Origin of the sequence: uncultured Chloroflexus sp., assembly GCF_937129525.1 — a bacterium.
Lineage (GTDB): Bacteria > Chloroflexota > Chloroflexia > Chloroflexales > Chloroflexaceae > Chloroflexus.
The window spans coordinates 26,003-38,296 of sequence record NZ_CAKZNK010000010.1 but is presented as its reverse complement, the minus strand read 5'-3'; the positions used below and the strand labels follow the sequence as shown (position 1 = coordinate 38,296).

13 protein-coding genes and 1 riboswitch are annotated in these 12,294 nt (G+C 59.2%); of the genes, 5 read left to right on the top strand and 8 right to left on the bottom strand.

What is annotated here, in order from left to right; genetic code table 11:
• Positions 1-32 precede the first annotated feature (32 nt).
• From Q0650_RS00485 to Q0650_RS00465, 5 genes are read left to right on the top strand one after another with little or no spacing between them, the layout of a single operon-like run.
• Positions 33-278 (top strand): FeoA family protein, encoded by a 246-nt coding sequence (locus Q0650_RS00485; protein ID WP_298814598.1) that lies wholly within the window; start codon positions 33-35, stop codon positions 276-278.
• Complete coding sequence (locus tag Q0650_RS00480) at positions 275-517, top strand: FeoA family protein (RefSeq protein ID WP_298814596.1); 243 nt, start codon at positions 275-277, stop codon at positions 515-517. Before Q0650_RS00485 ends, Q0650_RS00480 begins: the two co-directional genes overlap by 4 nt.
• Positions 518-527: 10 nt before the next feature.
• Positions 528-1,061, top strand: a complete 534-nt coding sequence (locus Q0650_RS00475; RefSeq protein WP_298814593.1) for a FeoB small GTPase domain-containing protein — start codon at positions 528-530, stop codon at positions 1,059-1,061.
• Complete coding sequence (feoB, locus tag Q0650_RS00470; RefSeq protein WP_298814590.1) at positions 1,058-2,788, top strand: ferrous iron transport protein B; 1,731 nt, start codon at positions 1,058-1,060, stop codon at positions 2,786-2,788. Before Q0650_RS00475 ends, feoB begins: the two co-directional genes overlap by 4 nt.
• 44 nt (positions 2,789-2,832) lie before the next feature.
• The gene (locus Q0650_RS00465; RefSeq protein ID WP_298814586.1) at positions 2,833-3,081 is read left to right on the top strand and encodes a FeoC-like transcriptional regulator; all 249 of its coding nucleotides are present in this window, start codon (positions 2,833-2,835) and stop codon (positions 3,079-3,081) included.
• Here Q0650_RS00465 and Q0650_RS00460 read toward each other — a convergent pair.
• The 8 genes from Q0650_RS00460 to hemW all read right to left on the bottom strand — a co-directional run bounded on the left by Q0650_RS00460 (position 3,065) and on the right by hemW (position 12,270).
• The gene (locus Q0650_RS00460; RefSeq protein ID WP_298814584.1) at positions 3,065-3,931 is read right to left on the bottom strand and encodes a YitT family protein; all 867 of its coding nucleotides are present in this window, start codon (positions 3,929-3,931) and stop codon (positions 3,065-3,067) included. The genes Q0650_RS00465 and Q0650_RS00460 overlap by 17 nt on opposite strands.
• A 128-nt stretch (positions 3,932-4,059) precedes the next feature.
• A complete protein-coding gene (metK, locus tag Q0650_RS00455) occupies positions 4,060-5,271 on the bottom strand; it encodes a methionine adenosyltransferase (RefSeq protein WP_298814581.1) in 1,212 nt (403 codons plus the stop codon).
• An 81-nt stretch (positions 5,272-5,352) separates the two neighbouring features.
• The gene (gene ahcY / locus Q0650_RS00450) at positions 5,353-6,615 is read right to left on the bottom strand and encodes an adenosylhomocysteinase (protein ID WP_298814579.1); all 1,263 of its coding nucleotides are present in this window, start codon (positions 6,613-6,615) and stop codon (positions 5,353-5,355) included.
• A 32-nt stretch (positions 6,616-6,647) separates the two neighbouring features.
• The gene (locus Q0650_RS00445; RefSeq protein ID WP_298814577.1) at positions 6,648-7,676 is read right to left on the bottom strand and encodes a Gfo/Idh/MocA family protein; all 1,029 of its coding nucleotides are present in this window, start codon (positions 7,674-7,676) and stop codon (positions 6,648-6,650) included.
• Positions 7,673-8,647: a carbohydrate kinase family protein gene (locus Q0650_RS00440; RefSeq protein ID WP_298814575.1), complete on the bottom strand. Its 975-nt coding sequence runs from the start codon at positions 8,645-8,647 to the stop codon at positions 7,673-7,675. Before Q0650_RS00440 ends, Q0650_RS00445 begins: the two co-directional genes overlap by 4 nt.
• Before the next feature lie 48 nt (positions 8,648-8,695).
• Positions 8,696-9,754, bottom strand: coding sequence for a hypothetical protein (locus tag Q0650_RS00435; RefSeq protein ID WP_298814573.1), 1,059 nt, complete (start codon positions 9,752-9,754; stop codon positions 8,696-8,698).
• Positions 9,751-10,794: an S-methyl-5-thioribose-1-phosphate isomerase gene (gene mtnA / locus Q0650_RS00430; RefSeq protein ID WP_298814571.1), complete on the bottom strand. Its 1,044-nt coding sequence runs from the start codon at positions 10,792-10,794 to the stop codon at positions 9,751-9,753. Before mtnA ends, Q0650_RS00435 begins: the two co-directional genes overlap by 4 nt.
• Positions 10,795-10,854: 60 nt before the next feature.
• A riboswitch (SAM riboswitch) is annotated at positions 10,855-10,961 on the bottom strand.
• 127 nt (positions 10,962-11,088) lie between these two features.
• On the bottom strand, positions 11,089-12,270 hold the full coding sequence (hemW, locus tag Q0650_RS00425; protein WP_298814569.1) for a radical SAM family heme chaperone HemW: 1,182 nt from the start codon (positions 12,268-12,270) through the stop codon (positions 11,089-11,091).
• Positions 12,271-12,294 lie beyond the last annotated feature (24 nt).

The window sequence follows — 12,294 nt, the reverse complement described above, 5'->3', positions numbered from 1 at the left end:
TGTCGTCTTCACACTAAGGAATACCAGAACATATGGCAACTGAGAGTCGCCTCACGCTTGACCAGTTAGCGCGCGGTCAGCGCGCTATCGTTGTTCGGATCGAGGGAGACCGCCTGTTCCGCCGGCGACTGCTCGACATGGGTTTGCTCTACGGCGAAACGGTTACGCTCAGCGGGGTTGCGCCGCTCGGTGATCCGCTGGAGGTGACGGTAAAGGGCTATCGACTATCCTTGCGAAGAACCGAGGCGCGCTTGATCCATGTGGAGCCAATCGCATGAAGCAGACAAAGCATCCCATTCCGCTCCGTTTTGTCGATCACGGGGCACGGGCAAAACTGATCAGTATTCAGAGCAGCCAGCGGATCGCGCATCGCCTGACCGAGCTGGGTTTTGTGCCCGGTGTCGAGTTGTCTGTGCTGGCTGACAGCGGTAGCGCCTTGATGATCGCGCTGGGTGATACCCGCATGGCGCTCGAATATCCGTTGACTCAGGCGTTGTTGGTCGCAGTGCTTGATTAGAGGCAAACAGATGAGTGAAATTGTTGTTGCGCTGGCCGGAAATCCGAATGTGGGCAAGAGTACGATCTTCAACGCGCTGACCGGCCTTCACCAACACGTTGGCAACTGGCCCGGCAAGACAGTAGAACGCAAAGAGGGGCGATTGTTGCTGAACGGCAAAACGGTGACAGTGGTTGATCTTCCTGGCGCGTACAGTCTGGCGGCTCGTTCGCTGGAAGAGCAGATCGCGCGCGATTTTATCGCGCGTGGTCGTCCTGATCTGGTGGTAAATGTGGTCGATGCCGCCAATCTCGAACGGAATCTCTATCTGACGGCGCAATTACTCGAAACCGGCGTGCCGTTGTTGTTGGCGCTGAATATGACCGATATTGCCGCGTCGCGCGGGATCGTGATCAATCCTGCTGCGCTCAGCGCCGGCCTGGGAGTCCCGGTGACATTGCTGGCAGCCAGTCGTGGCGAGGGGATTTCGGCACTGAAAGCAACGATGGCAGAGATGTTGGCCAGGTTGAAATCGAGTAAGCAAATGCGTGAGGTGGCTGCATGACCACAATCGCTATGCCGAATATCCCGTTTCGTTATCCGGCGCCCATCGAGCGCGAGATCGAACAGCTTGCGACGCTTTTTGCCCAAACTCCGGCGCTGACCGACTATCCGGCGCGCTGGCTGGCAATTCAGGCGCTTGAAGGCGACGAAGCATTGCTGGCCGAGATCGAGGCCGGCGGTGACAGCCGGGTGAAGGCGGCCCTGGCGGCGAGTCTGGAGCGACTGCGGGCCGTTTATGGCGATGAGATCGACATCGTGATGGTCGATCAACGTTACCGGTTCGTTCACGACATCGCGATCCGTGCCGTAACCCGACCGGCAACGCCGCCAGCTACACTCTCAGATCGGATCGACCGAATTGTGACTCATCGCTGGCTGGGTATTCCAATCTTTCTGGTGGTGATGTGGTTGGTCTTCAAACTAACTACCGATGTGGCCGCGCCGTTTGTTGATTGGCTCGATCGCGTATTGAGTGGTCCGGTGAGTCGTTGGGTGTCAGGACTGCTGCATCTGGTCGGGGCCGGTGGTGGGTGGTTTGAGGCTTTGCTGATCGATGGCGTGCTTGCGGGAGTGGGTGGGGTGCTGGCCTTTGTGCCGGTTCTGCTTACCCTCTATTTTGCGCTGGCACTCCTCGAGGACTCAGGGTATATGGCGCGCGCCGCGTTTGTGATGGATCGAGTGATGCGCCTATTCGGTCTGCACGGCAAGAGTTTCCTGCCGATGATCGTCGGTTTTGGTTGCTCGGTGCCGGCGATCTATGCTACGCGCACGCTCGATAGTCGCCGTGACCGGATTCTCACTGGTCTGCTGGTGCCATTTATGAGCTGTAGCGCGCGTCTGCCGGTGTATGTGCTTATCACGATGATCTTTTTCCCCCAATACGCCGGGCACGTCATCTTCGCGCTCTATCTGATCGGGATAGCGACGGCAGTCGGAGTTGGCGCGCTGCTGCGGGGTCTGCTGTTCCGGCAGCAGCCGGCGACTCCCTTTGTGCTTGAACTGCCACCCTACCGCTTGCCGGCGCCGGGCAATATCTGGCGCCAGATGTGGGAACGAACGTCGGCGTTCGTGCGGAAAGCGGGCACCATCATTCTAACTGCCAGTATCGTGGTCTGGCTGTTGCTGGCGATTCCGGTCGGTGGTGAAGGACAGTTCGCCAATACTCCGGTTGAGCAGAGCGCGTTTGCCGGGCTGGCGCGCGCAACCACGCCGGTGTTTGCGCCACTTGGCTTTGGCAATTGGGAGAGTAGTGGCGCGCTTGTAACCGGTTTGATCGCCAAAGAGGTCGTGGTAGGCACGCTCACGCAGGTCTACACTGGCGGAGAAGCGGCGGCGGATGATACCGCAGCGATGACATTGAGTGAAGATCTGGTATTGATCGTCGGTGACTTCGGCGCGGCGGTCGGTGAAGCCTTGCGCGCGCTGGTAGGTATGGTTGGTTTCGAGATCGGCGCGGCGCTGGAAGAGCCGGTCACCACAGGACTGGCAGCAGCGATTCAGGTCGGCCTGGCTACCAGCAGTAACGGCCACGGCGAGTTGGCAGCATTGGCGTTTCTCGTCTTCGTGCTGCTCTATACCCCGTGTGTGGCGACCCTGGCGGCGAGCCGGCACGAATTCGGTCTGCGCTGGATGCTGGTCAGTCTGGTGGGTCAATTCGTCATCGCCTGGCTGGCAGCGTTGCTGGTATTTCAGGGTGGCCTGGCGTTGGGGATAAGGCTTCCGCTTTAAAGACGTTGGCGATAGCCAGCGCCAACAGAGAACAGGGGAAATCGATGCTCTATCAGATTCTTGCCATCCTCGAACAGGCCGAAGAACCGCTCTCGCTGGACGAGTTGAGTCGGCGCTTACACGTCGAGCCGGGTGCGCTGAACGAAATGATCGCGTTTTGGGTACGCAAAGGGCGACTGCGCGACAGCGCCGTGGTGGGTTGTGGCGAGAAAGCCGGCTGCTCGTGTAACGCGAATCCGCAGGGATGTCCGTTCCGCCACAACGGCCCACGCCTGATCACGTTGTGCGACTAAACCCTTCGCCGATCACCTCTTCGACCTCGCCGACAATCACAAACGCGGCGGGGTCAACCGAGCTGACGATATTCTTCAGCGCGCCGATTTCGGTCCGGGCCACCACGCACAGCAATACCGCGCGCGTGGCGCCGGTGTAGCCACCGATGGCCTCGAGTTGAGTGATGCCGCGACCCAATCGGTGTAACACCTCACTCCGGATCGGGTCTGGATTTGACGTAATGATCACAGCCTGCCGCGCTCCCTTACCGGCAGCCAGCACAGTGTCGATGGCCCGACTGGAGGTAAAAGCAACCAGCAGGGCATAGAGGATCTTTTCCGGGCCGTAGCTGAAGAGTGCCGCGGTAAAGACCAGCGTATCAAAGCCGAGCAGACTACGACCGGGTTGCACGCCAAACCGGCGCTCGATCAGCCGGGCCAGAATATCGCTGCCGCCGGTAGTGCCGCGCGCGCGCAAGACCAGGCCGATTCCCAACCCGTCGATCAACCCGCCATAGAGACTGTAGAGCACGGGATCGCTGGTGATAGGACGGGCGAAGGGAGCCAGTCCATCGATTGCCAGCGACATGACGACAACCGTGTACAGCGTGCGCACACCGAAAACGGCCCCGCCGAGGTAGCGCCAGCCGGCGATCAGGAGTGGCACGTTAAGGATCAAGACGACCGCGCCGACCGGTGTCCCCAGGAAGGTATTGAGTAACTGCGCGACGCCGGTAATGCCGCCGCTAACCACCTGATTGGGCACCAGGAAGAAACGCACAGCGGTGGCGCTGAGTAGCGCGCCGATGGTCAGCAGGATGTAGTCAGAGATCGTTCTGGCTATGCGCCGCCAGCGCGACGATACATTCATATGGTTCATGCTCTCGTTGCAGACACAAGAACGCAAAGGCTCAAGGGTGAGGTGGCGTGAAGAAACCGGTTCGTTCCACCCACCCTTTGCGCCTTTGCGTCTCAGCGACAAATGTCGGTCAGGGGGAGCTACAACCCCGCGGCGCGGCGCAGCTCCTCAACCCGATTGGTGCGTTCCCAGGGCAGATCGATATCGGTGCGACCGAAGTGGCCGCCGGCTGCCGTCTTGCGGTAGATCGGTCGGCGTAGGTCGAGATCACGGATGATCGCGCCTGGGCGCAGGTCAAAGACTTCGCTCACCGCTTTGAGAATCACCTCGTCGGGCACAGTGCCGGTGCCGAAAGTCTCAACACTAAGCGAAAGCGGACGGGCAACGCCAATTGCGTAGCTCACCTGTAGCTCGACGCGGCGAGCCAGGCCAGCGGCAACGATATTCTTGGCGACCCAGCGGCAGGCGTAGGCGGCGCTGCGGTCAACCTTTGACGGATCTTTACCGCTGAATGCGCCCCCACCGTGGCGGGCAACGCCGCCATACGTATCGACAATAATCTTGCGACCGGTCAAGCCACTATCACCCATTGGGCCGCCAATGACGAAGCGACCGGTTGGGTTAATGAAGATCCTGGTCTGTGAGTCAAGCCAGGCTTCCGGTATCTCTGTCTTGATCACATGCTCGATCAAATCGGCCCGGATCTGCTCCTGGGTCACTTCCGGCGCGTGCTGGCTGCTAATCAGCACGGTATCGACCCGCACCGGTTTGCCAAAGCTATATTCCACTGTCACCTGGGACTTGGCATCGGGGCGCAGATAGGGCAACGTACCATCTTTGCGCACTCGCTCAAGGCGGCGGATAAGACGATGAGCCAGGGCAATACTGGCCGGCATCAGTTCGGGGGTTTCATCGCAGGCAAAGCCGAACATCATACCCTGGTCGCCGGCGCCGACCGCCTCAACATCATCTTGCATCGCGCCGATTTTGGCTTCCAGCGCCTTATCGACGCCGAGGGCAATATCGGGCGATTGACCGTGAATAGCCACCATCACGCCACACGTATCGGCGTCAAAACCGTACTCGGCGCTAGTATAGCCGATCTCCTTCACGGTACGGCGCACAATCTCCTCAATCGGGATGTAGCCGCGCTCGTAGGTTACTTCACCCAGAACAACGATCAATCCGGTGGTCGTCGCTGTTTCGACCGCAACCCGCGCTTTTGGATCGTGGCTGAGGAATGCATCGAGGATAGCGTCACTAATCTGGTCGCACATCTTGTCAGGATGCCCCTCACTGACGCTTTCACTGGTGAAGTAGAAGCGCGGGGAATTCATAAACGTGTTCGCCATAGTCAACCTCTCTGCAGGATCAAACGAAATGCCTGATGATCACCGGTCGATGTGAGACCGTTTTCACGCCGGTCGCAGAATCTACGTTCCCTCTTGCCACGAATTCAGATACGCCTCTTGTTCAGGAGTCAGTTGATCGATCCTGACGCCCATTGCAGCTAGCTTAAGTGCGGCAATTTCGCGATCCAGTTCTTTGGGCAGAGCATGCACGCCAACCGGCAATTTACCCTGATTGCGCAACAAGAACTCACTGGCCAGCGCCTGATTGGCGAAGCTCATATCCATTACTGCGCTCGGGTGGCCTTCAGCGCTCGCCAGGTTGATCAGGCGGCCTTCGCCAAGCAGATTGATCGCCCGCCCATCACGCAGGATGTACTGATCGACAAAGGCGCGCGGTTGGCGCTTTTCCACACTCATCGCCTCAAGTGCCGGGATGTTGATTTCGACGTTAAAATGCCCACTATTCGCGATCACGCAGCCATCTTTCATCACGGCAAAGGCGTTGCTATCGATCACGTGCTTGTTGCCAGTCGCAGTCACAATAAAGTCGGCCTGTGGCGCTGCCTCTTCCATCGGCATAACCCGGAAGCCATCCATAACCGCTTCCAGCGCCTTGACCGGATCGATCTCGGTCACGATCACATTGGCTCCCAGGCCCCGCGCGCGCTCGGCGATGCCGCGCGAGCACCAGCCGTAGCCGGCAACCACAAAGGTTTTGCCGGCGAGCAGAATGTTCGTGGCGCGGATGATGCCATCGAGCGTGCTCTGGCCGGTGCCGTAGCGGTTGTCGAACATGTGCTTGGTGTCGCTATCGTTGACGGCGATCACCGGGAAGGGCAAAACGCCTTGCCTGGCCATCGCCTTCAACCGGATCACGCCGGTAGTTGTCTCTTCGGTGCTACCGACCATATGCGGGATCAAATCGGGCCGATCTTTCAACACGCCGGTCACCAGATCGGCGCCGTCGTCCATGGTCAGTTGCGGATTGTGGTCAAGGGCTGCTCTGATGTGGCTGTAGTACACTTCATTACTCTCACCCTTGATGGCGAAGACCGGAATCTCGTCGTAGGCGACCAATGCGGCGGCCACATCATCTTGAGTGCTGAGCGGATTGGAAGCAACCAGCACCACGTCGGCGCCGCCTGCGGCCAGGGTGCGCATCAGGTTGGCGGTTTCAGTCGTCACGTGCAAACATGCGCTAATGCGCAAACCGGCCAAAGGCCGTTCGCGGGCAAAACGCTCGCGGATCAAGCGCAATACCGGCATCTCCTTCTCGGCCCACTCGATTCGCTTCCGGCCCTGTTCGGCAAGGCTCAAATCTTTAATGTCGTAACCGGTAGTCATACGTTGCTACGTCTCCTTTGCTCATGTCCTGTTCAGACTCCTACCGGCCAATCCGGCGAGAGTGCTGGTTCGAGAATAACAGTGTGGGTTGCAGTGACGGCACTGCGGAAGAGCGCCTCCATGGTAGCCAGATTGTCAAGCGATTCGGTCAACGGCATAGCGCCGATGACGGGAACCGGTGCGCCGCTACTGGCTAAAGCGGCAAAGCCTTCGGCTTCCAGTCGGAAGTGGTCAGCCGGCGGGATCGTCATCGTTTCAACCGTCACATGACGGCCTCCACGGGCGACGGCAATGGTCGTCGCCTGATCAGGCGTGGGGTTAAATGGACGTTCAAGGTGGATCCAGCCGGCGCTGCCGATGATCTCGACGCGCTGGTTCCAGGCGCTGCGAAAGCTGCAATAAATGGAGGCGAAGCGTCCCTGATCAAAATCCAGCAAGCCGCTGAGAGCGTGATCGATCGGCTCGCCGACTGCGAAAGCGCTGGCCTGACGTGGGCGAACGCCAAATGCCATGCGAGCGTAGCTTAAAGGATAGCAGCCGATGTCGTAGAGCGCCCCCCCACCCAATGCGGCATCCAGGCGGATGTTAGTTGCATCGTCGAGCAGAAAGGCGAAACTACCACGCACCTGTTGCACGTCACCGATCACGCCTTCAGCCAGCAACTGCTGTACGTGAATTGTTTGCGGATGGAAACGATACATAAACGCTTCCATCAACAAGCGCTGATTGGCCTGAGCGGCTGCAGCCATCGCCAGCCCATCGGCCAGCGTCGTTGCCAGTGGCTTCTCGCACAACACATGCTTGCCGGCCTGCAAAGCCGCAATTGACCACTCGGCGTGCAGACTGTTGGGCAGTGCGTTGTAGATTGCCTCGACCTCCGGATCGTTCAACAGTGCCATATAGTCGCCATAGGCGCGCTGAATGCCAAACTCGGCAGCGAAGGCTGCGGCGCGTCCGGCGTCACGGGCAGCGATTGCCACGGCCTCTTCGGTTGCTGAAGCGGCCAGCGCACCAGCGAAACGACGGGCAATTCGTCCGGCGCTGAGAATACCCCACTTCATGCCGCCTCCCGAAACCTAAAGGTCTCTAGCGGAAGATCGAGACCGAAAGCGGCGCGATAACGCTCGGCAAACTGCGCCAGCGTGAAGCGATGTTCTTGACAGCCGCGCTCTTCGATAGCGAAAGCGGCGCACAACGCCGCAATCCGTCCGGTGATCTCAAGTGGCAAGCGGCGGGCCAACCCGAAGGCAATCCCAGCGAGGTAAGCGTCGCCGGCGCCAGTGGGATCGCGTACCTCAGTAACCGGCGCAACCGGGATGGTTGCAGCCAGTTGCCCATCAACGTAGATCTGCGAACCTTCGATGCCGCGCGTAACCACCGTAATGGGAGCCTGGGCAATCAGTTCGGCTTCGCTGATCCCAAGGCATCTGGACATCATGCCAAATTCGTAGTCATTGCTGATCAATACCTGCGCCCCGCGGATGCCAAGTTCGAGCAGGTCGGCATCGAGTCGCGGCGTCTGCTTGCCGGGATCGAAGATGTACGGCACCCCCATCTGCTGACACTCGCGGGCAAAGCGCCGCATTGCGTCGGGGTTTGTGGGTGAAATCAGCACCAGGTCATGCGCCGTCAGACCGCGATCGAGGAGCGAGTTCTGATGATCGTGGCCCATAGCGCCAGCGTAAAATGCCACAATTTGATTATTCGCCTGATCGGTATTGATGAAACACGAGGATGTAAATTCGTGCTCAATAATCGTGATTCCGCTGGTGTCAACCCCCTGTTCTTCCAACCAGTCGCGATAGGCGCCGAAATCGTGACCTGCCGATCCTACGATCAATGGACGTTCACCGAGCAGAGCAAGATTGTAGGCGATATTGCCGGCTACTCCACCGCGCAATTTACGCATTGAATCGACCAGAAAACTGACCGAAATGATATGCGCCTTATCGCTCAGCATAAAATCTTTGAAGTAGCCGGGAAAATCCATAATGTAGTCGAAAGCGAGTGAACCGGTGACCACGATCTTCACAGCGTATTCTCCTCTACATAGCCCGCGACCGGCGGGGGATTGATGTTATCAATCGCTCAAACCAATGATCTGGCGCACAGACTGTGCAGTTTCAGCGCACAATTGTAAAGCCTGTTCGGCCTGGGTTGGATTCAAGTAGATCAAACTACCGGTAAATGAAATAAATGACTGTTGCTGGATCACGGCGAGTTCGACGCCGGTGGCGATAGCCATTTGCTGCATAGCTGCCAGCACCTCATTGCGCAAGTCGGCGGCGGTTGTCTGTGCCAGCAAGTGAGTCTCAACCGGTGTGACTCCCCAGACCAGGCAGCCATCGGCAGCCAGAAATTCCCTCAGTGACGCTGCGACGGCCAGCAGCGGTTGCAGATGTTCGGTCAGATGAAACCCGATCACGCTGACCGGCAGCTTAAGAATCGATTCCCACTGCACAGTGCCACTGAGAAACAGACCACACTGTTCCGGCAATGTTTCGAACAAGCGCGTGAGTAATTCGAGACCATCGTCCCAGGTCAAGGGACAGATTGGCGTCGCGAGCGCATCGAGAAATGGTTCATCGATCATTGCCAGCCGATGGGTGGCATAGCCTTGCACCTGTTGATGTTGCCAGGCAACGCGCAGGCTGCACAGATCGAGCAATACTTCACGCCACTCTGCTTCGTAAGCCAGGGGGCGGTCGTGATCATCAGTCAGGGCGAGGCTTAGACTGACCGGGCCTATCGTCTCGTGCTTCAAGAGCATAGGGTGATGTTCTTCGGTATTGAACCGGCGCAGCAATTCGGTCAGGGCCGAGACTACGGGGCCAGTTAGGGCCGCGATCTGGGTATCGCCGCGCAGATAGGCCAGTCCGACTCGGGCAGCATCGCGTTCCAGCGTAGCGCGCTCGACGGTCAGCCGGTCGCGTTCGAGGTCGATCTGGAAACCGGGCAACCCTTGTGCTGCCAGCGCAAAGGGTGTTTCCGCCAGAGTCCGCTGCGCTGGCAATGGCCATGCCGGGGTTTGCGGCAGGTACTGATAGATCAACCGGGCTGCCGTAGCCGGATTGGTGTGGGGCAACCCACCGCGCAGCAGCGGCTGACAGGCTGGCCGGAATGAGCCGAAGCCACTCATCGTACACTCGCAAGTTGGCGCAAGGCGTCACCGAAGGGTGGCCGCAACACACCGCGTTCGGTAATAATAGCCGTTACCAGTTCGCGCGGTGTCACATCAAAAGCTGGATGCGCGGCTGGCACACCGGCTGGCGCAATGGCGATGCCGGCAATGTGGGTCACTTCAGCCGGATCGCGCTCTTCGATTGGAATATCCGCGCCGCTAGCCGTGGCGAGGTCAATAGTTGAATAGGGAGCGGCGACATAAAAGGGGATCTGATGGTAGTGAGCGAGCACAGCCAGGCCGTAAGTGCCGATCTTGTTGGCAACGTCGCCATTAGCGGCGATTCGATCGGCGCCGACAATCACGCAATCGATCAGGCCACGTTGCATCATAAAAGCGGCCATATTGTCGGTGATCAAGGTTTGCGGAATGCCAGCCTGCAACAATTCCCATGCAGTCAATCGCGCGCCTTGCAAGAAGGGGCGTGTTTCATCAACGAAGACGTGAACAGGTCGGCCCTGGGCGAAGGCGGTGCGAATTGGGGCCAGGGCAGTGCCATAGCCGGCTGTGGCCAGGCCGCCGGCGTTGCAGTGGGTAAGCACATTGCCGCGTGGCGGGATCAGCGGGGCGCCATGATCGCCAATCGCGTGACACATAGCCAGATCTTCAGCGAAGATCGCGTCTGCTTCGGCCAGGAGTGCCGCCTTGATCGCTGCAACCCCCTCGACCGCAGTAGCCGTCGCGCGCTGCAACATCCGAGTGGTAGCCCAGGCCAGATTCACCGCGGTTGGACGCTGCGCATCGAGTGTGGCCTTCGCCTGCTGTAGCTCGTCGAGCAGAGTGGCCGGGTCGGTTGCCTGGCTACGGCGGGCAACCAGGGCCATCCCGTAAGCGGCAGTGCAGCCAATCGCCGGCGCGCCACGCACCTGCATGCTGCGAATGGCATAAGCTACCTGGTTTAGTTCGCCGCATCGCACCACTTCCTGGGTATGCGGCAACTTGCGCTGGTCGATCAGGCAAACCGATTCGTCTTCCCACCAGACTGTGCGGAGTTCCATAGGCGTCGCAATAAGATGGAGCCACTCGCGGGGCGAGAGGCTCCGATAATCACTTCGTTCCTCTCATCTTTCGGCCAATGTTGTCCATTGCCGCTGGATTTGGCACCTTCCCTGTCGGGGGTTGCCGGGCGTCATCGGGCCAGTCCCTCAGCCCATCTCGATGAGCATCTGAAGTTCGCCGACGCACTATGGCGCCGCGCGCGAACGTTGTATGCGATTATAACACGAGTGTTATCATGCGGCAAATTGTTGCCGTTAGCGCAAGTCGGGCGATGCGCAACCATTGTGGGCTGGTCACACGAAGCGGGCAAAGACCTGGTTGCCGAGCATGCGACCACGCGCTGTCAGTCGCGCTCGCTGGCGTTCAATCGTGATCAGCTCTTGGGCGCAGAGTTCGGCCAGGGTCGCGCCGTAGACTTCGTAGAGCGGTCGGCCAACCCGCGCGGCAAAATGGTCGAAGCTGACACCGATGTCGAGTCGCAGCCCCATGAGCATCGTTTCGGCAGCCAGGTCGGCAGTTGTTAATGGCGTTGTCTCGGCCACCGGCCGGTGACCAGCCTGGATCGCGGCGATGTACCTGTCAATAGGGCGCAGGTTGGCGTAGCGTTGTGGGAAGAGATGGCCATGCGCGCCGGCGCCGGCGGCCAGGTAATCACTGTTGAGCCAGTAGGCCAGATTGTGCTGGCAGGCGAGGGCAGGCGGCGCATCGAGATGATCGGCAGGATGCGCCCGCACCCAGTTTGAGATCTCGTAGTGCCGGTAACCGGCCTGACCCAGCAACTCCATCGCCAGTTCGTACATCGCGCCGGTTACGTCATCGTCGGGCACTCGTAATCGCCCTGCCGTCACCTGTGTGTACAACGGGGTGCTTTCTTCGAGAATGAGAGAGTAGAGCGCCAGATGATCGACTTCCCAGCGAATAACCTCTTGCAGGGTTGTCCGCCACTCGTCTAGTTCCTGGCCGGGCAGGCCGAAAATAAAGTCGAGATTGATCGTCTCAAATCCTACCCGTCGAGCATCTTCATAACTGGCCCGCGCCTCGGCAGCGGTGTGGATACGGCCCAACATGCGCAGGGTCGGATCGTGGAGACTCTGCACACCCATACTCAGCCGGTTGATGCCAAGCGATCGCAGATCGCGCAGATAGTCGCGACTCAGGACGGTACCGGGATTGGCTTCCAGCGAGATTTCGGCCTCGGCAAGCGGCACGATGGCCGTCGCCGCTTGCAAAATGCGCTCGATCTGCGCCACAGAGAGCATACTCGGCGTGCCACCGCCAAAGAAGATGCTAGGTCGCAACGCCGCCGCTTCTGCCGAAACCGGCAAAGGCGGTAGCGTCTCGCGCAGCATCGCCAGTTCGGCGCAAAGCGCTTCAACATAGGCTTCAATCCGATGCTCCATGTTGGCATAGGTGTTGAAATCGCAGTAGGAGCAGCGGCGATGGCAGAATGGGATATGGATGTAGAGATGACGCATCGTTCTCATTCTCAAAACGTGTTG